Below are 22,422 nucleotides of genomic sequence, written 5' to 3' on the forward strand. Positions count from 1 at the left end.
GCTTGGCCAGAAGGCTGACAACCTTGAGCCAGGTCTCCTGGCGGTGGGCCAGGCCGAGGTCGCCGGCAACCAAGGCGACGGTCTCGTTGTCTGTCTGCAGCGGTGGCACCACCATCTCAAGAATGCGCGGGATCTTGTTGGGCGGCCAGAACTCTGCGTGGATATCGGAAAATGGACGGACGAGCATAATCACTCTCCATTTGCGTACTGATTCGGCTGAAGTATCGGTAATCTACCTGAAAACAGCGGGGGAGTGGACAATTATTCAGTAAGAAATGTCGGTACAGGGCAATGGCGCATTGATGGTACCAATTTTGTACCCAATAATGCGCCATTGTCGGAAGGTGGCAAATACTACCCCATATTTGGTACCAAATTGGTAGCCAAAACAGCCACCATACTTATATCCAATTCAGTATCCCAAACAGTTGCCTGAGATGGATGCCAAAAGATCCCCTTGCTTCCGAAAATGAAAAAGGCCCCCATTCAGGGAGCCGCATTTCATGATCTGCCGTACTGACCGGATTTTCGTCGCGTTAGATTGCCATACGGTCAGCTCTGCTGCCGAGGCCGATGGTCACCGACCACCGCGAGAAGTCACCTTCCCGATTCGCCCCCAGATTGTTCAGCGTGGGACTGTTCTCCGCTGCTATCCTTCGCACTGTGTGCCGGTCTGGATAGAACCTGCAGATTTGCCTGAAGGCCGGCTCTGCAAGCCACCGTGTGTCCAAGGGAGACAGAACGCCACGGAGCGTTGTATATGCGTTGATTTTAACCAATAAATCCCGCTGTCGTCAACCATTGGCTTTCTTGTCATGCCCTTTCTTGTTTCTGGAAATCCGCTGATTCAGCTTTTCGATGACATTCCTGGCCTTTTCCAGCTCCCGCTCGACCTTGGGTATTTCATTTAGTTTTTCGTCACAATTCCGGATTTTATCTTCTGAATTTACTGTCACAGCACGACAGATCATCAATTCTTCGTGAAGGCGATTTTTCAAACTGTAAAGATCGCTATTCAATTTTTTGGCCTCACGGATTATATCCTGTGCCTCAAAGTCCGTTCTCCAGGCATCTAATTTGATCTGATTGGCTTCTAAAAGTGCTTTCTGGGAAACCTCTGCAATCGCGAATTTTCGTCGGGCAAGTTCACCGATACAGAAGCCGATGCCCAGAGCCGGGATAATGCCGGCCACCATATACGGCCAGGCGGCAGGGACACCGTCCCAACCGTATTCCATTCCCTTGATTATTCTATGTCCGAAGAGCTTATTGTCTTTCTGTCCTATGAGAATATAGCACGTCTCAGGTATTCGAGCCCCCTTCTCATCGAGACGTACTATTGCCAGGTTCGGCATAACCCACCAGTTCAGCCAGCAGAATAAACATCACAATCGCAATCAGTATTCGTGCCACGTTCATCCTGGATTTAGCCTGCATTTTTTCATAATCAGGAAAACTCATCTCAAATATGCCTCCGTAGTATCAGATTCGAAATGCCCGACCTCTTGGGCGACAGTTCCTTTTGCATCATCGTAATTCATGCCGTATCTCTGCAATTCCTCCATCCGCTCCTGGGCATAGCTGTGGCGCAGACCATGCGCCCCTGTGGAGAATCCCAACTCACGCTGACTGGCTGCCGAAAAGCTTTGACTCCATGCCCGGCCGCCGCCGATGTCGTAACGCTGAGTGTAGTTCACTCCACGATCGACCACCTGCCGTGGTTCGTCGAGACGGGTTCCCTCAAGCTGTGCTGCCAACTCCTTCAACAACAGGACCTCTCTGACAAGTCCGCCTTTGCCCGTAACGGTGTACCGCACCCCGTTCCTCCCGGTGAAGCGCTCCTTACTCCAGACCCGATGGCTCGACGGCTGCTGTTCCCCTTCCGACCGGATGGTCAGCAGCTCATGCGCCCGCAGGTCGCCACAGTAGGCGATCTGTGTTGCCAGGCTGTTTCGTTCCGACTGGGCTGATGCAATACGCTGCACCTGGGCCGGGGTGTAGCTCCGGGTGGAGAGTTTTGTTTCGACCTGGCTCTTCACGACTTCAGTTTCCTCGGTTGCAAAAAACTACCAATCGCTTGGTTGATAGCAAAAACAAGCCTGCAAAATCCCCTTCTTGAGGTACAATTAAACGCAATTCATCTCCGCAAAGGGTTGTCCGGGGGGGTACCACGCAACTTGTCATTGGGGTGAAAGATGTTCTTGACCGGTGAAAGTCAGGCGTTCAGATCTAGCAGAAACATCTCCCTAATGTCTCGACTCGCCCAGTGGCTTCCCTGGCTGCTCTTGGTTGTTGGTCTGCTTGTTACCTTGCAGATGTGGAAACAAAAGCAGCAGGCAGTCGAACGGAATCTCCGGTCAAAATTCGATTCCCGCGTACAAGAGAATCTTCTTATTATAAAGCAGCGCATGGTGGCATATGAACAGGTGCTGCGTGGGGCACGAGGGCTGTTTGCAGCTTCCGGTGTCGTGGCGCGCCGTGATTTCTACGAGTATGTAGCTGCCCTGCGTCTTTCGGACAATTATCCCGGGATACAGGGGGTGGGGTATTCCCTGATTGTGCCGGCTGTAGATAAACAGAGGCATATCGACACGATCCGTGCGGAAGGGTTCCCGAACTACACGATAAAGCCGGAAGGGGAGCGGGAAACCTACACAGCCATAATCTACCTGGAACCATTTACAGCCCGCAACCTGCGGGCCTTTGGCTATGACATGTATTCCGAGCGGGTGAGACGTGCCGCCATGGAGCGGGCGCGTGACACGGGACGGGTGGCGCTCAGCGGCAAGGTCCGGCTGGTTCAAGAGCCCACGGAGCGGCAACAGGCTGGCGTGCTGATCTATTTACCGGTTTATCAAAACGGGAAGCCACGCGATACGGTGGCAACACGTCGCTCTGCAATCGTCGGATGGGTCTATGCTCCGTTTCGTATGGACGACCTGATGGCCGGGCTTTTCGGCCAACATGCCGGCGAAATCGACATAGAAATTTACGACGGACAAGAGATCTCGAAGACGACCCTTCTGCACGACGCGGACAAAATCAGGTTTGACGGTATGGTGGATCCGCCGCTCCGTTCCATCAGGCAGCTTGAGATAGCCGGCCGGATATGGACCGTTACGTTTCGGGCACTCCCTTCGTTCGCGGTGAGTCCGGAAAGCGGCACGGCCGAGTATGTTGCCTCAACGGGCATCGTACTGAGTCTGTTCCTGACCCTGACCACCTGGATGCTCGCCATTGGACGCGCTCGGACCATAAAGGCCGATGAGGCGCTGGCTGCCAAGCAGAAACAGCTGGAGGATCTGAATCATTCCCTTGAGCAGCGGGTCTATAATCGTACTGCGGAATTGGAGCGGCTGAACAGGGAACTGGAGAGTTTCTGCTACTCCATTTCCCATGAAATGCGGGCACCGATCGCCCGGCTGGAGGGGTTCAGCAGGGCGATCGAGGACTCTGTCGGAGATTCCGGCTCTGATCAGCTTGTGCATTATGCGGAACGGCTGGGAGTTGCCTGCCGGAGGATGAGAAGTGTCATCGACGGTCTGCTGCTGATGTACCGGATTACGCGGGAAGAGATGGTGTGCGCTCCTGTGGATCTTTCGCAAATCAGCAGGGGAATACTTGCTGAACTGCTGCATGGCGCCGGAGATCGGACGATAACGGTAACCATCGCCCCGGGAGTAGTAGTACTGGGTGACCGCCGCATGCTTAGAATCTGCTTGCAGCATCTTCTTTGCAATGCGGTAAAATACAGTGCCAGGAATCCGGAGGCGGCAATCGAGTTCGGACAAATGGTGCATGCAGGAGAGAAGGTCTATTTTGTGAGGGACAACGGGGCAGGGTTCGATATGGCGTTCGCCGGCAAACTGTTTGAGCCGTTCTGCCGTCTGCATAGCGAGTCCGAGTTTGAAGGGAGCGGCATTGGCCTGCCAACCGTGCACCGGGTCATCGAGCGGCACGGAGGGAGGATCTGGGCCGAGGCTGAACCGGGGAAAGGGGCGACGTTCTTTTTTACGATTCGGGATGAGTGACGCGTCCGTTATCGCAGAGTGAGCTTGCCAATTTGTGGGGAAAGGCCTGGCCGATCGACCTTGACAAAGAGGGCGGCGGACTTCATTATGACAGCGCATAGCAGCCCAGACCGCCGGGATGTTGGATACCTTCCCGAGAAAGCCCATGTCTCAGTTTTCCAATCTCAACCATCCCCAAAAAGAAGCTGTCCTCCACGGCGAGGGTCCGCTGCTGATCCTGGCCGGTGCCGGCTCGGGCAAGACCCGCGTTATTGTCCAACGGATCGCCTGGCTCATCCGTGAACGCGGCATCCCTCCCTGGCAGATTCTGGCCGTGACCTTCACCAACAAGGCGGCCGGCGAGATGCGGGAGCGGGTGCAACGGCTGGTCGGCGCGGCTGACGCCCCTCTCATTGCCACCTTCCATGCCACCTGTGTACGTATCCTGCGCCGGGAGATCGAGCTGCTCGGCTACGGTGCGAACTTCGCCATCTACGACGACAAAGACAGCGAACGGCTGCTGAAGGAAATCGTCGCCCAGCTGAACATCGACGAGAAACGGTATCCGGCGCGAGCCTTTGCCGCGGCCATCGACGATTGCAAGAATGCCGGGCGTCTACCGGAGGATCTGCCGGCCGGAGACTCCAGGACTGCCCAACTGGTCCGGGTCTACACTGTCTACCAGGAGCGGCTGCGGAAGAACAATGCTCTCGATTTCGGCGATCTGGTACTCCTGACCGTGCGTCTTTTCGAGGCGTATCCCGATGTGCTGAACCGCTACCGCGAGCGGTGGCAGTGGCTCCTGGTGGACGAATACCAGGATACCAACCCGGTCCAGTACCGGCTGGTGCAGCTTCTGGCAGGAGAGAGGCGCAATCTCTGCGTGGTCGGGGACGACGACCAGTCCATCTACCGCTGGCGCGGGGCGGATATCCGCAACATCCTGGATTTCGAGAAGGACTTCCCCGGCGTCAAGACCGTCAAACTGGAACAGAACTATCGCTCCACCGGAACCATCCTGACTGCGGCCGGTGCGGTGGTGGCCAGGAACCGTGGGCGCAAGGCCAAGACGCTGTGGACCGAGAATCCGGCCGGCGAACGGATCGTCTATCGGCGCCTTGAGGACGATCGGGAAGAGGCCCGTTTCGTCTGTCGGGAGATCAGCCGCTTCGTCCGCCGGGGGGGAGACCTCTCGGATGTGGCCGTCTTCTACCGGACCAACGCCCAGTCCCGCTCCATAGAAGACGCCCTGGTGGCGGACGCCATTCCGTACCACATGGTGGGGGGGATGCGGTTCTACGAGCGGATGGAGATCAGGGATGTCCTGGCCTATCTGCGGGTGCTGGACAACCCGGCCGATGAGATCTCCCTGAAACGGATCATCAATGTCCCGCCCCGGGGGATCGGCCATGCCACCATCGACCGGATCAACGAGAGTGCCCAGCGGGAGGGGCTCACCTTCCATGACGCCCTGCTCGGAGCGGCGACGGCTGGGCTTCTGACCGCAGGTCCGCGGGGGAAGGTGGCCGAATTCGTCCGGCTTCTGGAGACCTTTCGCGGCTACGTAGCCACCGTGCCGCTGGCCGAGTTGTCCTCCCGGATCATCCAGGAGAGCGGCTATGCCGCGAAGCTGCAGGAGGACCGGAGCGAAGAGGCCCAGGACCGGCTGGCCAACCTGCAGGAACTGCTGGTGGCCATGGAAGAGTTCGACCGGACCAGCGGGGAGAAGGGGTTGCCGGCCTTCCTGGAGCAGGTGGCCCTGGTTTCGGACCTGGAGCGGAGTGAGGCCGGCAGGGAATCTGCTACCCTGATGACCCTGCACGCGGCCAAAGGGCTGGAGTTTCCGGTGGTTTTCCTGGTCGGCCTGGAGGAGCGGCTCTTCCCCCATGTCCGTTCTCTGGATGATCCCGAGGCGATGGAGGAGGAGCGGCGCCTCTGCTACGTGGGGATGACCCGGGCCAGGGAGCGGCTGTTCCTCTCCAATGCGCGCCGGCGGCGGATCTTCGGCCAGGATCAGTACAATGCGCCGTCCCGTTTCATCGCCGATATCCCCCGGGAGTTGGTGGATCTTGAAGGGGAACAGCTGGCGCTGGGTGCTGGGCTCGGGGCTCGGGGCCCGGAGGGCTGGGAGCGGAGACCGGGGAAAACGGGGGCAACGACGGGTCACAACCTGGCGGCGGTCTTTGCCAGGAGTGAATCGGAAGAACCGGTGCTCGCCAACGAGGTGGAGGTGGTGCCGGAGGATTCCGAAGGTATTGTCCTCGGCATGCGGGTGCGCCACGCCAAGTTCGGTGTCGGCACCGTCCGGAAGATCGAGGGTAATGGGAATGACCAGAAGGTCATCGTCTGGTTCGCTTCGGTTGGGCCTAAGAAGCTGCTGGTCAGGTTTGCCGGCCTGGAACGGGTGTAGGGCCGTTCACGGTTCTATGTTCAACGTTCAATGTTAATATCATGACCTTGAACCACGTCCGCATTTGTGCTAAAAATCTTTTCTTTCCGTAAGCTTATACAACAGGAGTCTGCCATGAAAATAACCCGCGAGCAGGTGCAGCATGTGGCCAGGCTGGCCCGGCTCAGCCTGAGTGACGATGAGGTGGCGATGTTTACCGGCCAGATGGCCGACATCCTGGCCTATGTGGAGAAACTGAACGAGCTGAACACTGATGGCATCGTGCCCACCTCCCATGCCGTGCCGATGGAAAACGCTTTCCGCGACGATGTCGTCAGGCCGTCCATTGGGGCTGACGCGGCCCTTGCCAACGCCCCGGACCGGATCGACGACTTTTTCCGGGTGCCCAAGGTTATTGAATAGTTGTTCGTAGGGGCGATCCTTGTGATCGCCCAATAAGCGGGCAAACACAAGGTTTGCCCCTACATGAACGTTTGTGTCCGGAGCATATAAATGGAACTGCATGAATTAACCATCCACGAGTTGCATGACAGGCTGAAAAAGCGGGAGGTCTCGTCGGTCGAGGCTACGCAGGCCTGTCTGGACCGCATTGCCGCCACTGACGAAAAGGTGAACGCCTACATCACCGTCACCGGCGACGAGGCCCTTGCTGCCGCCGCAGCAGCGGACTCCAGGATTGCCGCCGGCGACATGGACCTGCTGACCGGCATCCCGCTGGCATTGAAGGATATCTTCCTCACCAAAGGCACCAGAACCACCTGCGCCTCCAACATCCTTGCGAACTTCATCCCCCCGTACGATGCCACTGCCTGGCTGAAGCTGAAAGAGCGCGGCGCCGTTCTGCTCGGCAAGCTGAACCAGGACGAGTTCGCCATGGGCTCGTCCTGCGAGGGGAGCGCCTTCGGTCCGACCCGCAACCCGTGGGACCTGGAGCGGATTCCCGGTGGTTCCTCCGGCGGTTCTGCCGCCTGCATTGCGGCCCGACAGGCCACGGCAACGCTCGGGACCGATACCGGCGGCTCCATCCGCCAGCCCGCCTCCCACTGCGGCTGCGTCGGTCTCAAGCCGACCTACGGCCGGGTCTCCCGCTACGGGGTGATCGCCTATGCCTCGTCCCTCGACCAGGTGGGGCCGATCACCCGCGACGTTACCGATGCCGCCATCATGCTCGGCGCCGTGGCAGGCCATGACCCGCTGGATTCCACCAGCGTCGACCTACCGGTGCCCGACTATGCGAAGTCGCTGGTGCTTGAGGTGAAGGGGCTGAAGATCGGCCTGCCCAAGGAGTACTTCATTGCCGGGCTCGACCCGGAGGTGAAGAGCGCCCTGGAGATGGCCATGGAGACCTATCGGGGAATGGGGGCCGAATTCATCGACATTTCCCTCCCCCACACCGATTATGCCGTGGCCACCTATTACCTCATTGCCACTGCCGAGGCGAGCTCCAACCTGGCCCGTTACGACAGCGTCCGCTTCGGCCACCGCACCGCCGAACCGGGGAGCCTCATCGACACCTACAGCCGCTCCCGTGATGAGGGGTTCGGGCACGAGGTGAAGCGGAGGATCATGATCGGCACCTATGCGCTCTCTTCCGGTTACTATGACGCCTACTACCTGAAGGCCCAGAAGGTGCGGACCCTGATCATGCAGGATTTCCTCAGGGCGTTCGACCAGGTGGATATCATCCTCACCCCGGTGGCGCCGACCCCGGCCTTCAGGATCGGGGAAAAGACCAGCGATCCGCTGCAGATGTACCTGTCCGACATATTCACCATCCCGGTGAACATGGCCGGCACCTGCGGCATCAGCGTCCCGGCCGGCATCAGCCAGGCAGGCTTGCCGATCGGCCTGCAGCTTATCGGCAAGCCGTTTGGCGAGGAGACGATCCTCCGTGCCGCCTATGCCTTCGAGCAGGCGACGACGTGGCATAAACGGAAGGCAAACTTGTAACCGGAGCAATCTGTCTTGGCAATAGATCAGAAATTTTATGACAAGCCCTTGAATTGGTTGTCTACCGAGCAGTACGCATCCCACAATTCACCATCTCCATTGACGAAGGCACGAAGGCGGAGGTTCTGGAGAAGAACCTGAGATGAACTCAGGATAAAATCAGGAGGTGAGACATGCCCTTGACTGTTCACCAGATTGAAAACGAGTTGTTCAGCCTTGATATAAACACTCGAGCGCAACTGGCCGAAAAGCTTATTCTCAGCATAGACGCGCCAAGCGAAACTGAAAATCTTAAACTTTGGGTCGATGAAGCGGAGCGACGCCTCGCCGGTCTCCGTGCGGGCAATGCCCGTGAATATCCAGCCAGTGAAGTATTCCGGAGTCTAAGGAATGCTCTCCGGTGAAACAGGTCACGTTTCATGAGGATGCCCGTGCCGAGTTGGCAGAGGCTTCCCACTATTACGAAGATTGTATTTCCGGCCTTGGACAGGCACTTATCGATGATGTTGAAAAAACGGCCAGTGAGATTCTTGCACACCCTAAAGCCTGTAAACTCATTTCAAAGAACCTGCGGAGAAAAGTCTTACGACGGTTTCCGTACAGTTTGATATACGTCGTAGAGACTGATCGTGTCAGAATCATGGCGGTTGCCCATCACAAAAGACGTCCGGAATACTGGCGCTACAGGCTTGCATGAACGTCACGGAAACAGATTGCATGGCTGAAGCTCTCGAAGGTATTGCCGATGCAAATGCCGGTCGCGTCATTACAACCAAAGAGTTGCTGAAGTGGCTGAAACCATGGCGAAAGAATAATGCCTGTATTCCGGATGGTTGCAATCGCGGTGAACACTGATATTACTGAGGATCGGAGTTAATAATATATGAAATACCAACCCGTCATCGGTCTTGAAGTCCATGTCCAGTTGAAGACCAACACCAAGATCTTCTGCGGCTGCTCCACCCAGTTCGGCGCCTCCCCCAACTCCCAGACCTGCCCGGTCTGCCTGGGGCTGCCCGGTGCCTTGCCGGTGCTGAACAGGAAGGTGGTGGAGTTCGCCATCAAGGCGGGCCTGGCCACCAACTGCCAGATCGCACCCCGCTCGGTCTTTGCCCGCAAGAACTACTTCTATCCCGACCTTCCCAAGGGGTACCAGATCAGCCAGTACGAGCTTCCCATCTGCGAGCATGGCCATCTGGATATCGCCGGCGACTGGGGGACGAAAACGATCGGCATCACCCGCATCCATATGGAAGAGGATGCCGGCAAACTGGTGCATAGCGACATCCCCGGCCTCGGGAGCGGTTCCGGCGTCGACCTCAATAGGGCCTGCACACCGCTCCTGGAGATCGTCTCCGAACCGGATATCCGCACGGCCGACGAGGCGGTGGCCTATCTCAAGAAGCTGCACCAGATCGTGGTCTATCTCGGCATCTGCGACGGCAACATGGAGGAGGGGAGCTTTCGCTGCGACGCCAACGTCTCCGTGATGCCGGTAGGCGCGGACAGATTCGGCACCCGCACCGAAACCAAGAACGTCAACTCCTTCCGTTTCGTCAAGCAGGCGATCGAGTACGAGATCGAGCGGCAGATCGAGGTGATCGAGGATGGAGGAAAGATCGTCCAGGAGACCCGGCTCTTCGACCCCAACAGTGGCGAGACCCGTTCCATGCGCGGCAAGGAGGATGCCCACGATTACCGGTATTTCCCGGACCCTGATCTGGTGCCGCTGGTGATCAGTAACGACTGGGTGGACGAAGTGCAGCTCTCCCTTCCGGAATTGCCCGAAGCGAAGATGCAGCGGTACCAGGCAGAGCTTGGTCTGCCCCCTTACGATGCCGAGGTGCTGACCGCCAGCCTGCCGCTGGCCGAGTACTACGAGACCTGTCTGGCAGCAGGCGCCCAGGCCAAGGTAGCAGCCAACTGGGTAATGGGTGAGGTGACCCGCGGCCTGAACGATGCGGGCCTGGAGATTGCGGCCTGCCCGGTAGCCCCTGAGCAACTGGTGGCTCTGCTGCAGCTGATCGAGAAGGGAACCATCTCCGGCAAGATCGCCAAGACCGTCTTCGACGAGATGTGGCAGCATGGCGGCGAGCCGGCAAAGATAGTCAAGGAGAAGGGGCTGGTGCAGGTCTCCGATACCGGCGAGATCGAAAAGATCATCGACGAGATCATGGCCGCCAACATGGGGCAGGTGGAGGAGTACCGCGGCGGCAAGGAAAAGGTGTTCGGTTTCTTCGTCGGCCAGGTGATGCGGGCCAGCAAGGGGAAGGCCAACCCGGCGGTGGTGAATGAGCTGCTGCTCAGTAAGTTGAAGGGGTGATTTCTCCCCAAAACGGTAACGTCATGGAGCATACTACCCCAGTAAAAACTCCAAATCCTCACGGGTAAGGGCCGCGCCGCCGTGGCCTGTGCCTTCCTCCAGAATAGCCTTGTACAACTCCGTCTTTCGCGCCTTCAGCGCCATCATCTTTTCTTCGATCGTGTGCCGCATGATCAGGCGAGTGATGGTGACCTGTTCCGTCTGGCCAATGCGGTGGACCCGGTCGGAAGCCTGGTTTTCCACCGCCGGGTTCCACCAGGGGTCCATGTGATAGACATAGGTGGCGCGGGTAAGGTTCAGCCCCTTCCCCCCCGCCTTGAGACTGATGAGAAACACCATCGGCTCGGTGGCGTTCTGGAAGGTCTGCACCAGTGTTTTCCGCTTGGGAACCGGCGTGGAACCATCCAGTCGCAAGTATGAAAAGCCTTTTTTCTTCAGCCCGGTTTCGATCAGGTCCAGATAGCCGGTGAACTGGGAAAATACCAGTGCGCTGTACCCCTCGTCCCGCAACTCCTCCAGCTGCTCAGAGAGAAATTCCAGTTTTGGCGAGGCAGCATCCGCTCCCGGCGACGCGAGGGACGGTGCAAGGCAGATCTGGCGCAGTCGCAGTATGGCGGTAAGGGCGATGATGCGGGCCTGGGCCGGCGCGTGGCTATCGTAGGCATCCTTCACCTGGCCCCGTACTTCTTCAACGGTGCGTTGATAGAATGCCCTCTGCCTGGTGGTGAGCTCAAGCGGTATGTCTATTTCCGTCTTTGGCGGCAGTTCGGAGGCTATGAGCGCCTTGGTGCGTCGCAGCACGAACGGGCGTGTGCGCCCCATAAGCCGCATGGTGGCAGCAGCTCCATCCTTTCCCAGAAAACGGGTAAACTCTTCCCGGGTACCCAGCAGCCCCGGAAGGCAGAGGTCCATGATGGCGTAGTATTCCCCCAGATGGTTTTCCAGTGGGGTGCCGGTCAACGCCAGGTTGAATGCCCCTTTCAGCCTGCGCACGGCGCTGGTGGTGGCTGCCTGCAGGTTTTTCACCACCTGGGTTTCATCGAAGATGATCACGTTGAACCGTTGCCCGGCAAGGAGCTCGCAATCCCGATGTACGATGCCGTAACTGGTGATGATCACATCGACGTCGGCAAACCGGTCAACGGAGCGGCCGCTGCCGGCATAGAGGAGTGTCCGTGCCGAAGGGAGAAAACGGGCGATCTCCGCTTCCCAGTTGAACAGAAGCGATGGGGGCGCCACCACAAGATGGGGGGTGCCGGCTGGAGCAGCGGATGGGACCTCTCCCGACATGATCCCTGCCAGGAGGGTGATCCCCTGGAGGGTCTTGCCTAACCCCATGTCATCCGCCAGGCAGGCGCCGAAGCGGTGCTCGTAGAGAAAGGCCAGCCAGCGCCATGCATCGGCCTGATAGTCGCGAAGGGTGGCAGCAAGCCCAATTGGAACCGGTCGCTTCGCTATGGACGCAAAATTGAGCAGACTGTCGAGGACGCGGGCATCTTCGGCCGAGAGCCGCACCTCTACCCCGTTGCTGCGCAGCTGGAGCCAGTCCAGTATCTGCAGGCGCGGTACCCTGATCGGCTCATCTCCCCCTTTTTTTCTTTTTTTGCCGGGGTTCAACGCATCGGCAAACAGGGCCACGACCCGGGCGCTGACGTCGTCCAGCATAAGCAGTTTGCCGTCACGCCGCAGCATTCCCCCTCCGGCACACAGCCCCGCTATCTCCTCTTCCGTCAATAGCTCACCGTTGCAGCGGATCTCCGGTTTCAATTCGAACCAGTCCAGAGAGCTGACCGTCGCATCAAGGGAAAAACGCCACTCTGCTTTTGCAAGAGGTTCATCATGCATGCGCAGGGAAAAGCCGGCGCTGGTGAGACGCTCCATCAAGGTGGGAAGCAGCTTCAAAAAAATATCCGTGGAGAGTTCCACGGTACCGGGAAAGGCATTGGCCACGAAGGCATCCAGCCCGAACAGGTCGTACAGGATAGCGACCAATTCAACCTGGGTACGGTGGTCATTGTTGACAAAATACCACTCGCCGGCATCAGCCAGGACAACAACCGTGGACCCGCGCCATTTCCCGGCCAGATAGCTCAACAGGCGTTTTGCCTCCCTCTTTAGCGTCGTCTTGGCGAAGTCGAGTGTTGAGGTGACCGAGCGGGTGATGCGGTTCCGAGCCTGTTCCCCGGTCGCGTGCTGCATTGCAAAGGCCGCCTCCAACAAGACCTTCAGCCGCTTTTTTGCCTTGAGCGGCGTGGGAATAGTCGAGTCAATGCGCCTGTCCGGATTGAAGATCCAGAACGGCTGGTCGGACAGGGGAAATATCCGGCCATTGAGAAAATACGCCGGCGTCAGAGAGGTCATGCGGGACGATAGGCCGTTAGGAATATCAAGAACGTACGAAGGCAAGATCGTAGTCCTGTTTTCCTTGGTAACAGTTCCGGTCAGGAAATTAAAGTGTATATCAGGATTCTGAAGCGCTGTTGGATCCAGGCTTATTGCGGCCTTGTTGAACAATTCTGCCGGAGCAATGATCGCATGCTCCAAGCGTCGGACCCGGCGGCCGGCATCGGGAGCCTCATCAGCCGTGCCTCGACATGCTCCTTCGACTTCATTCAGCAGTTCAGCCACTGTCTCCCAGCTGTTCCATGCATCCAGGTTAGACACCGGCACCACCACCCCTGCCGCCGGGTCAAAGAGCAGCTGACCGTCCGCTCCTGATCCTTCCGGCAGAGGCGTCCCACCTTTCAGTGTTCGGGTTATATGGACCTTTTCGCCGCGCAGATCGAAGGTTATTCCGGCGGTACAGGTCTGGTCGGCTCTGAAGGAAAGTTTGGTTTCCGTTCCAGAAGAATCCCTGAACACAATTGGATAGTTTCCGCCGGTCATCCTGGTGAAGTCGGTAAAATATCGGCTGGTGGACTGATAGCCGACGTAGGAGGCCAGAAAGCGGGCCAGATCGGTAGGAAGCCCTGCAGAGCTCCAGCCATAAATGGTCAGTTCGCCCCGCTTGATTGCTCCGCTGATTTTGTTGCTGGTTGAATCCTTTTCGAGCAGCAGTCTGAACGGAGTACCGGTCACCTGCGAAGGCGGTGCTGACGACGCAGCCGCGCGCTTGCTGCGGGCAACTTCAAGCCTTGCTTTCATGTGCCCCGGATCGATCTTTGTTCGAGTGGTCGCAGGGCCGCTTTCCGCTTCCAGACAGCGATTCAGATCCCGAAGCATCTGTTGATCGAAGGGGATGTGCTTGAGGGTTTCCGGAGAGATCAGATGCTTGAGCGAAGCCCATGCCACCACTACATGGGTGCAGTTGCGGGCGGGCTGCCAGTCGCGGCAGGTACACTTTTTGAGTAGGTCATAACCCAGGAGCAGCAGGGTGGTTTCGGCGCGGTCGTTAAACGTTATCGTGAGCGAGGTTTTATCCGCATTCCAGATCGCCTTTACGAATGTATTGACCGCACACTGTCTGAAACCGGCAATGAGATGGACTTTTGCGGCTACGTGATGAATATCGCCGGGTTGATACGTCTCAAATCGTTTCAGAAGGGGTGATTCGGAAGCAGGGATGGTGGTTTGGGTCATCGGTGAGGCCTGAAATCCTTTAGGGGCTGGAGCTGATCTTATCCATATAGCACTGGAACAAGGCGGCATTCAACCGTTTCATCAGTCGGCGAACGGCAACAATCTCACGATCATCCCTGTTGACCGTGCGCAGATATTCGGCACGGGTCAGGAGGTCGAACCAGCGGCGCGGCACCGGCGTGGTTTCATCCTCCATCTGGGCCGGGTCGGGCAGCATATGGAGAGGGAGCGGAAAAAGCCCGTTCATCCACCCCACAACCGGCAGCCAGGCAACTTCATCCTCCTCCTCGATGCAGTCATCACCCAGGCCGATGTGCAGATGGAGCTTTCTGATGCCGGCATGTCTGACGGATGCCATATCCACCGTTGACGGATCATCCAGAAACGCCTGCAGATACAAGAGGAGGGCATCATCACCCTGGCCAGCCATGGTCAGGGCATCAGCCTGCCAGACCAGAAAGCGGCCCCATGCGAGGTCTGGCACGGAAAGGGCATGCTGAAAGGCTGAAGCTGCCTCGGCATAACGCTTCTGCTCCATCAGCAGATGACCGCGATGAAACCTGGGAGGGAGATAGACCGCATCGGGTTCTGGGAACTGTTGCAGGGTACCCAGAATGAATTCCATCACCGTCTGCCACAACGGGGGATGTGTTGCCTGATCAAGTGCAGATCGCAACGAGGCAAGCTGTTCGGGGGGGCATGACGGGGGATCGACGGCTGCCAACCGGTCGCGCCAGGTTTTCACCAGCGAGCCCAGCTCTGCTGCCGGACGGTTGTCGGGGTACTCGTCAACGATCTGATCGTACACGGAAACTGCCTGGTCGAGGTCTCCGGCGTACAGATACTCGTCGGCAATGTTCAGCAGAATGCCGGGACGGTTATCTTCAAAGAGATTCAGTTGCATGGAATGATCTTTTCGTGGTTTGTTTCGACTTCGGCATTTGAGTACTGCGCGTAAAACTATTTGTTGCGCGGACGGAAAGGGACTGAACCTGTACTGTAATTATTTCTTGTGGACTGTCAAGAAAAACCCCCGCACCTCGGGGGCTGCCGGGTAGGGAATAGAGCTTCCGAGACGGCACCATCAAGCGGACGTCCATTCCCGTTAAGCTTATTCTGTACGACTTCCTTCAAAATTTCTCCTCATTCTTGACCGTGGTAACCAAGCGTAGTATCTTCCCGCATACCCGATAAGGAGAACAGAATATGTCCTTCAGAACCATAGAATGGCGCGACGACAAGGTGATCATGATCGACCAGACCCGGCTCCCAAGCGAGGAGGTCTACAACGAGTACACCGATTTTCAGGGGGTGGCGGAGGCGATCCGCGGCATGATCATCCGGGGAGCGCCGGCCATCGGCGTGGCCGCGGCCATGGGGGTCGCTCTCGGCGCCCGGGGCATCATCGCCGATACCCATGAATCGTTCTTCAAGCAGCTGGACAATGTCTGCGATGTCCTGGCAAGGACCCGCCCGACTGCGGTCAACCTCTTCTGGGCCATCCAGCGGATGCGCCGGGTCGCCGAAGCCAACCGGGACAAGGACCTGCACTCCATCCGGGCTATCCTAAAGGCCGAGGCGATCAGCATTGAAGAGGAGGACCTGCGGATCTGCAAGACGCTCGGTGCCAACGGAGCCGCCCTGATCAAGGACGGGGCGACAATCCTGACCCACTGCAACGCCGGCGGGCTGGCCACGGCCGGTTACGGCACGGCCCTGGGGGTCATCCGGGCCGCCCGTGATGCCGGTAAGAAGATCCGGGTCTTTGCCGACGAAACCCGCCCCTGGCTCCAGGGGGCGCGGCTCACCAGCTGGGAGCTGATGAAGGACGGCATTCCCGTTACCCTGATCTCCGACAACATGGCCGGCTTCTTCATGAAGAAGGGGGAAATCGACTGCGTAGTGGTGGGGGCCGACCGTATTGCTGCCAACGGCGATACGGCCAACAAGATCGGCACATACAGCGTTGCGGTGCTGGCCAAAGAGAACCGGATACCCTTTTATGTGGCCGCCCCGATCTCCACTCTGGATCTGACCCTGAAAAGCGGTGACGAAATTCCCATCGAGGAGCGCACTGCCAGTGAAGTGACCCATATCCAGGGGGTTTCTCTGGCGCCGGAAGGGGTTACCGTGCGTAATCCGGCCTTTGACGTGACGCCGGCCAGGTATGTCACGGCCATTATCACCGAAAAAGGGGTGGTGCGGGGTGATTTCGAGGCCGGCCTGAAGGCGCTGGTTGGCCAATGAACAGCTGGTCGGCCGATTTCATCGCCATCCTGCAGGAGGCCCTGGCCGGCGAGCCCGAGAGCGATGCCGGCCGGCGTCTGATCGGTTTTCTGGCCGACCGCGGTTTTGACTATCCTACCCGAACCGCCACCAACATCCGGCTTCTTGCCGAAGTGCTGCCTTTGGACTGTCTCAGCCGGGTGGCCATGGCTGCGCTGGCCGCACCGACTCCTGACATGGCTCTTAACAACCTGGAGCGTGTCTCTGCCATGGTCGGTAGCGACGACCTCCTTGCCGTCTGTCAGAAAAAGCCGCAACTTCCCCGACTGCTGACCATCCTTGGCTCCTCACCGTTTCTGACCAATATCCTCTGTCGTGATCCCGACCTGTTTCATGACCTGTTCGCCGGCCGACTGATCGAGATCAGCCGGACAGAGGAGGAGATGCTGGCCGCCCTGCGGGAGTTTCTGCCCGAGGGAACCACGTATCAGTCACTGTTTCCGCTGCTGCGCCGGTTCAAGTTTCGCGAGGTGCTCCGGATAGCGGCCCGTGACCTGAACGGCCTCGCCTCGCTGGAGGAGGTGACCTCTGAACTCTCCTCTCTGGCGGCAGCGTCACTGCAGATGGCCTACGAGCTAACCAGCCGGCACCTGGTTGCCGAGCACGGCCTGCCGATGATGGATACTCCTGGCGGCCTGCGGGAGGCAGGGCTCGTTATCCTCGGGATGGGGAAGTTCGGCGGCCGGGAACTGAACTTTTCGTCGGATATCGATATCATCTATTTCTATGACTCGGACCAGGGCGAAACCGCCGGTATCGACGACGGCAAGGGTGGTGTCAGCGGGAAGATTTCCCTGCATGCCTTTTTCGTCAAACAGGCTGAGATGATCACCAAGGCCCTCTCCCAGGTGACCGAGGATGGTTTCGTCTTCCGGGTGGACCTGGGGCTCAGGCCGGAGGGAAAGGGGGGGGATATGGCCGTTTCCGCCCTTTCTGCCGAGCTCTACTACGAGATGTGGGGCCAGACGTGGGAGCGGTCTGCCATGTTGAAGGCGAGGCCGGTGGCCGGTTCCCTGGCGCTGGGTTATCAGCTGCTCACGGCCCTGGATCCGTTCATCTACCGTAAGTTCCTGGACTACAACCTGGTCGAAGACATGATGGCCATGAAGAAGAAGATCGATGCCTCGTTGGCCAGAGAGCGGGAGGGAGAGTTCAACATCAAGCTGGGGCGTGGCGGCATCCGGGAGATCGAGTTTTTCATCCAGGCCCTGCAGCTGGTCTATGCCGGGAAAAATCCGGCCCTGCGCGAACGGAACTCCCTGAAGGCGCTGGCGGTCCTGAAAGAAGGCCGGCTCATCAAGGAGGACGATTGCACGGCCCTGGCCGATGCCTACCGCTTCCTCCGGACCGTGGAGCATCGGATTCAGGTGGTCCAGGAGCGTCAAACCCACAGCCTGCCGCGAAAGGATGGGGAGTTTGCTGCCCTGGCCCGGCGTTGCGGGTTTCTCCGGAAAAACGGTACCGAACGGTTCCGGGAGGAGTTGGAGCGCCATCGGGGGGCGGTGTCGGCCATCTATGGCGATCTGTTCCTTTCCCGGGACGAGCGGCTCAAGGAAGAGGTCAGCCCGGAGATCTATTTTTTCTTTGATCGGAAGGCCGATGCCGACTTGATCAAGGACATGCTTGCCGAGCGCCGGTTCAGGAATGTGGACAGCGGTTACGAGCACCTGTTGATGCTCAGGGACGGGCCCCCCAGGGCGACCTTGACGGAACGGGCGAGGCGGATACTGGAGCAGATCGGGCCGCCGCTCCTGCAGGAGATCTTTGCCTCCCCCGACCCGGAGATGTCCCTGGCCAACCTGGACCGTTTCCTCTGCGCCGTTGGTTCGCGTTCGTTTTTCTACGCCCTGCTGGCAGAAAAACGGGAGGTGCTGAAACTGATGGCCTCCCTGTTCGCCATGTCCGAGTTCCTGACCAAGATCTTCATCGGTCACCCCGAACTCTTGGAGAGCATGGTGGCCAAGACCTATGCCTCCTCCTTCAAGGAGCGGGAGGTGATGGAGCGGGAGCTGACCGCTCTCTTATCACGGGCCGATGATTACGAGGAGCGGCTGGATGTCCTGCGCCGCTACCGGCACGAGGAGTTCCTCAGGATCGGGCTGAACGACATCAACGGCATGGTGGGGCAGACTGAGATCGCTACCCAGTTGACCAATCTGGCTGACATCTGTCTGGCTGCGGCGTGCGACATGGCCCGACAGGAACTGGTCCGTTTCGGCAGGCCGACCTGGCACGACGTGGATGGTCATGAGCGCGAGGCGGACTTTGCGGTTATCGGGATGGGAAAAATGGGTGGCATGGAGCTCAACTACCACTCCGATCTGGATATCATCTATATCTATGACCACCAGGGGATGACCAACGGCGAAAAACAGGTGACCAACCACGAGTATTTCGCCAAGCTGGGACAGAAGATCATCTCCATCCTCACCACCCCGACCCGGGAGGGGTACGTCTACAAGATCGATACCCGGCTCCGCCCGTCCGGCAATGCCGGGCCGCTGGTAACTTCTCTGGAATCCTTCAAGAACTACCACCTGGAAGAGTCGCAGGTCTGGGAGCGCCAGGCCCTGACCAAGGCGAGGGTGGTCCTTGGCGGTCCGGAACTCTCGGAAGGGATCGACGAAGTGATCCGGCATGCGGTCTACGGCAGCAGCGTTGATGAGGATGCCCGCCGGGAGATCCATCGCCTCCGGATGCGGATGGAGACCGAGATTGCCAGGGAAAAGGCTGGTTCCTACAATATCAAGACCGGCCGTGGGGGGATGGTGGATGTGGAGTTCATCGTTCAGTACCTGCTGCTTATGCATGGCCACGCCCTTCCCGAAATACGCAGTAACAACACCCTGCTGGCGCTGAAGTCGATCCGGGCTGCCGGGCGCATCGACTCAGAGGACGGAACGATCCTCATCGACGGCTACAAATTCCTCCGACGTCTGGAAAACCGCCTGCGTATCATCCACGACTACTCAATGAACGACCTGGGGGGGTCCAGGGAATACCTGGACATGCTGGCCCGCCGGCTGGGGTATGATTCGAAGCTGCGACATCCGGGCGATACCCTGATGAAGGACTATGAAGAGCGGACCGTCGCCGTGCGTGAGGTTTATGATCGTATTCTGGGGGCAGCATGACGAGCGGGAAAAATCTGCGTCTACTTGGCCGGGAAAAGGGTCCGGGCCGTCAGCCGACCATTCAGGAGATCATTGTCGATCTGCAGCGAGAGATAGAGCAGGGTCTTGCCGTATACTCGGAGCAGGAGTTGGCAATTCTGGAGCGAAAACTTGCCGAGTACGAGACGCTGCTGGAGCGGATGCTGTCACACTGAAAAAGAAATTCAGCTTTGTTACACTCTGTTTTGGGTCCTACGGGACGTAACCTTTCGAAGTAGAATTGAAAAGCCGGGAGCATATGTTTCTCCTGAAGCGAATCCGCCGCCGCAGCGTGCGCAGCCGGGAATTTCCCTCGTCCTGGCAGATCTTGCTGCACGACAAGGTACCCCACTACCGGATGCTGCCGCTAGATGACCGGGCCAGGCTGCATGGCCATATTCAGGTGTTTCTCGCGGAAAAGCAGTTCGAGGGGGCGCTCGGCTTGACCGTGACCGACGAGATGCGGCTGACCGTTGCGGCCCAGGCCTGTCTGTTGATTCTCCGCCGGGGCGGGGACTACTTTCCGCAACTCTCCTCGATCATCATCTACCCCGGCGAGTTTGTTGCCAGACGCCACGACGTCGACGAGGGTGGCGTGGTGACCGTCGGTGAAGAGTTGCGCTCGGGTGAATCCTGGGAAGGTGGCTCGCTGGTGCTTTCCTGGGAGGACGTGCTCGCTGCCGGCAGGCCGGGCGAGGACGACTACAACGTGGTCATTCACGAATTCGCCCACCAACTGGATGCGGAGGAGGGGATCACCGCGCTCCTGGAGAGCGGCCGCAACAGCTCTTCGTTTGGTACTGCGCTATTGCAGGCATACGAGGGGCTTTGCGCCGATCTGGAGTCTGGCCGAGAGACCGTCTTTGACCCCTATGGTGCTGAGAGTGTGCCAGAATTCTTTGCAGTGGCGAGTGAATGTTTTTTCAGCCTCCCCGGGATCATCCGGGAATATCATCCCGACCTTTACGCCCACCTTCAGGCATACTACCGGTTGGACCCGTCCGCATGGCAGACTGTATGACGGAACGGCTCCTGCACCTCTATGAACTTCTCCTGGCGACGTACGGCCCCCGGCACTGGTGGCCGGCAGAGACCCCGTTCGAGGTCTGCGTCGGCGCGATCCTGACCCAGAACACCAATTGGGTCAACGTGGAAAAGGCGATTGCCAACCTCAAGGCGGCAGGGTTCCTGTCTGTTGAGGCACTGGTCCGTGTTGACCCGCTGGAGCTGGGAGAGGTAATCCGGCCAGCCGGTTTTTTCAACGTGAAGAGCAGGCGCCTGAAGAGCTTCGTGACCTGGCTGATGCTGAGGGCAGACGGGAGTCTGGAGCAGCTGTTTGCCGCCGACTGGCGCCAGTTGCGCCCGGAACTCCTTGCCATCAGCGGGATAGGACCGGAAACGGCAGATTCCATCCTGCTCTACGCGGGAGCACAGCCGACCTTTGTGGTGGACGCCTACACCAGGCGGCTTCTGTTCCGTCTGGGTCTGCTGACAGAGGAAGATACCGGCTACGAGGAGGTGCGCTCGCTCTTCATGGATGCACTCCCTCAGGAGGTGAGCCTGTTCAACGAGTACCATGCCCTGATCGTACAGCACTGCAAGGAGCGATGCCGGAAGCGGCCATTATGCGGAGGGTGTGTCTTGCGGGTGGAAGGGATCTGTCGGTTCGGTGATGACGGAGTGAGGAGTGAGGAAAAAGCGGTTGAAGGTTGAAAGTCTCTTCCCGTCACGAATTACGAGTCACGAGTTACGGACTATCACTGCTGGAACATGGAAACGACCCGGTTCCTTCCCCCTTGTTTGGCTCGATAGAGGGCGGCGTCTGCTTCGCGGATCAGGTCGTCAATGGAGATCAAGCCGGCGGCGGGGTAGGTGGCGACACCCATGCTGATGGTTAGCCGCAGGTTTTTGAACTCGTCGCTGAAGGTCTGCTGTTCAATCTTCACCCGTAACCGCTCAGCCACCATGACCGCTTCTTCGTGGGAGGTCTCGGGAAGGATCAGAACGAATTCTTCGCCGCCATAACGGACAGCTACGTCGTAGCTGCGCAGGTCTTCCTTGGCCAGATGGGCGACGCTCGACAGGACGCTGTCGCCTTCTTGGTGTCCGTATTGGTCGTTCACGCGCTTGAAATGGTCGATATCCATGAGCACCATGGATATGGGAGATGACTTGCGCTGGGACCGCTGGATTTCCCGCTCCAGAGCCACCATCATGTAGCGACGATTATAGAGCTGGGTCAGGTGATCGGTATTGGAGAGTTGTTTCAGAAGATCGTTGGACTTTTTCAGCTCGTCCTGCAGCATCTTGATCTTCAACTGGACCTTGACCCGGGCCATCAATTCCCCCGGGTCGAATGGCTTGGTCACATAGTCGCATGCTCCTTGCTCAAGCCCGCGAATCTTCAGTTCACGGTCCTCGCGGCCGGTTAGCATTATGATCGGTATGTCCCGCAGTTCCTCGCGGGTCTTGACCATGGCGAGAAACTTGAAACCGTCCATCCTGGGCATCTCCAGGTCGCAGAGAACCACGTCGACCTGGGTACCGAGGAGCGTTTTGAAGGCCTCGATACCGTCACCAGCCTCCAGGTAACGGTCAAACACACCGAAACGCATCAGGGTCTGGATGATCTGTTCCCTGATGGTATCCGAGTCGTCGATGATCAGGATGCTGGTAGCCATAGTTTCTGGTTGTGTCCTGATTGGTCGCTAC

At 58.5% G+C, this 22,422-nt stretch carries 19 protein-coding genes; 13 read left to right on the top strand and 6 right to left on the bottom strand.

What is annotated here, in order from left to right:
• The 3 genes from JN12_RS14715 to JN12_RS14725 form a co-directional block, all read right to left on the bottom strand.
• Positions 1-187, bottom strand: a 187-nt coding sequence (locus JN12_RS14715) for a hypothetical protein (protein WP_211360550.1), incomplete at its 3' end; no start/stop codon positions are given.
• A 607-nt stretch (positions 188-794) separates the two neighbouring features.
• On the bottom strand, positions 795-1,355 hold the full coding sequence (locus tag JN12_RS14720; protein ID WP_211360551.1) for a hypothetical protein: 561 nt from the start codon (positions 1,353-1,355) through the stop codon (positions 795-797).
• A 102-nt stretch (positions 1,356-1,457) separates the two neighbouring features.
• A complete protein-coding gene (locus tag JN12_RS14725; protein ID WP_246125878.1) occupies positions 1,458-2,039 on the bottom strand; it encodes a site-specific integrase in 582 nt (193 codons plus the stop codon).
• Between the two features lie 369 nt (positions 2,040-2,408).
• On the opposite strand from JN12_RS14725, the gene JN12_RS14730 reads away from it, so the two are divergent.
• The 8 genes from JN12_RS14730 (at position 2,409) to gatB (ending at position 10,693) form a co-directional block, all read left to right on the top strand.
• The gene (locus tag JN12_RS14730; RefSeq protein ID WP_246125879.1) at positions 2,409-4,031 is read left to right on the top strand and encodes a CHASE domain-containing protein; all 1,623 of its coding nucleotides are present in this window, start codon (positions 2,409-2,411) and stop codon (positions 4,029-4,031) included.
• A 145-nt stretch (positions 4,032-4,176) separates the two neighbouring features.
• Complete coding sequence (locus JN12_RS14735) at positions 4,177-6,420, top strand: ATP-dependent helicase (RefSeq protein WP_145024077.1); 2,244 nt, start codon at positions 4,177-4,179, stop codon at positions 6,418-6,420.
• 114 nt (positions 6,421-6,534) lie between these two features.
• Entirely contained in the window at positions 6,535-6,822 is a 288-nt protein-coding gene (gatC, locus tag JN12_RS14740; RefSeq protein WP_145024079.1) for an Asp-tRNA(Asn)/Glu-tRNA(Gln) amidotransferase subunit GatC, read from the top strand.
• A 90-nt stretch (positions 6,823-6,912) separates the two neighbouring features.
• Positions 6,913-8,370, top strand: coding sequence for an Asp-tRNA(Asn)/Glu-tRNA(Gln) amidotransferase subunit GatA (gatA, locus tag JN12_RS14745; protein WP_145024081.1), 1,458 nt, complete (start codon positions 6,913-6,915; stop codon positions 8,368-8,370).
• Positions 8,371-8,543: 173 nt separating this feature from the next.
• Positions 8,544-8,774 (top strand): addiction module protein, encoded by a 231-nt coding sequence (locus tag JN12_RS14750; protein ID WP_145024083.1) that lies wholly within the window; start codon positions 8,544-8,546, stop codon positions 8,772-8,774.
• Positions 8,771-9,067 (top strand): type II toxin-antitoxin system RelE/ParE family toxin, encoded by a 297-nt coding sequence (locus JN12_RS14755; protein ID WP_170241935.1) that lies wholly within the window; start codon positions 8,771-8,773, stop codon positions 9,065-9,067. The genes JN12_RS14750 and JN12_RS14755 overlap by 4 nt, the downstream gene beginning before the upstream one ends.
• 20 nt (positions 9,068-9,087) lie before the next feature.
• A complete protein-coding gene (locus tag JN12_RS20525; RefSeq protein WP_170241936.1) occupies positions 9,088-9,225 on the top strand; it encodes a hypothetical protein in 138 nt (45 codons plus the stop codon).
• A gap of 28 nt (positions 9,226-9,253) precedes the next feature.
• Positions 9,254-10,693 (top strand): Asp-tRNA(Asn)/Glu-tRNA(Gln) amidotransferase subunit GatB, encoded by a 1,440-nt coding sequence (gene gatB / locus JN12_RS14760; protein WP_145024087.1) that lies wholly within the window; start codon positions 9,254-9,256, stop codon positions 10,691-10,693.
• Between the two features lie 33 nt (positions 10,694-10,726).
• Here gatB and JN12_RS14765 read toward each other — a convergent pair whose 3' ends face one another.
• A complete protein-coding gene (locus JN12_RS14765) occupies positions 10,727-14,272 on the bottom strand; it encodes a DEAD/DEAH box helicase (protein ID WP_170241937.1) in 3,546 nt (1,181 codons plus the stop codon).
• A 19-nt stretch (positions 14,273-14,291) separates the two neighbouring features.
• On the bottom strand, positions 14,292-15,176 hold the full coding sequence (locus JN12_RS14770) for a tetratricopeptide repeat protein (RefSeq protein WP_145024091.1): 885 nt from the start codon (positions 15,174-15,176) through the stop codon (positions 14,292-14,294).
• A 302-nt stretch (positions 15,177-15,478) separates the two neighbouring features.
• Here JN12_RS14770 and mtnA point away from each other — a divergent pair, with 302 nt between their 5' ends.
• The 5 genes from mtnA (at position 15,479) to JN12_RS14795 (ending at position 21,423) form a co-directional block, all read left to right on the top strand.
• Entirely contained in the window at positions 15,479-16,519 is a 1,041-nt protein-coding gene (mtnA, locus tag JN12_RS14775; RefSeq protein WP_145024093.1) for an S-methyl-5-thioribose-1-phosphate isomerase, read from the top strand.
• Positions 16,516-19,692 (top strand): bifunctional [glutamate--ammonia ligase]-adenylyl-L-tyrosine phosphorylase/[glutamate--ammonia-ligase] adenylyltransferase, encoded by a 3,177-nt coding sequence (gene glnE, locus JN12_RS14780; RefSeq protein WP_145024095.1) that lies wholly within the window; start codon positions 16,516-16,518, stop codon positions 19,690-19,692. The genes mtnA and glnE overlap by 4 nt, the downstream gene beginning before the upstream one ends.
• Positions 19,689-19,886 (top strand): hypothetical protein, encoded by a 198-nt coding sequence (locus tag JN12_RS14785; protein WP_145024097.1) that lies wholly within the window; start codon positions 19,689-19,691, stop codon positions 19,884-19,886. The genes glnE and JN12_RS14785 overlap by 4 nt, the downstream gene beginning before the upstream one ends.
• 83 nt (positions 19,887-19,969) lie before the next feature.
• A complete protein-coding gene (locus tag JN12_RS14790; protein WP_145024099.1) occupies positions 19,970-20,731 on the top strand; it encodes a M90 family metallopeptidase in 762 nt (253 codons plus the stop codon).
• On the top strand, positions 20,716-21,423 hold the full coding sequence (locus JN12_RS14795; RefSeq protein WP_246125880.1) for an endonuclease III domain-containing protein: 708 nt from the start codon (positions 20,716-20,718) through the stop codon (positions 21,421-21,423). Before JN12_RS14790 ends, JN12_RS14795 begins: the two co-directional genes overlap by 16 nt.
• Positions 21,424-21,467: 44 nt before the next feature.
• Here the strand turns inward: JN12_RS14795 and JN12_RS14800 are convergent, their stop codons facing one another.
• Positions 21,468-22,391, bottom strand: coding sequence for a diguanylate cyclase (locus JN12_RS14800; protein WP_145024101.1), 924 nt, complete (start codon positions 22,389-22,391; stop codon positions 21,468-21,470).
• Between the last annotated feature and the right edge of the window lie 31 nt (positions 22,392-22,422).

It is taken from the genome of Geobacter argillaceus (genome assembly GCF_007830735.1).
In the GTDB taxonomy this organism is placed as follows: Bacteria; Desulfobacterota; Desulfuromonadia; order Geobacterales; family DSM-12255; genus Geomobilibacter; species Geomobilibacter argillaceus.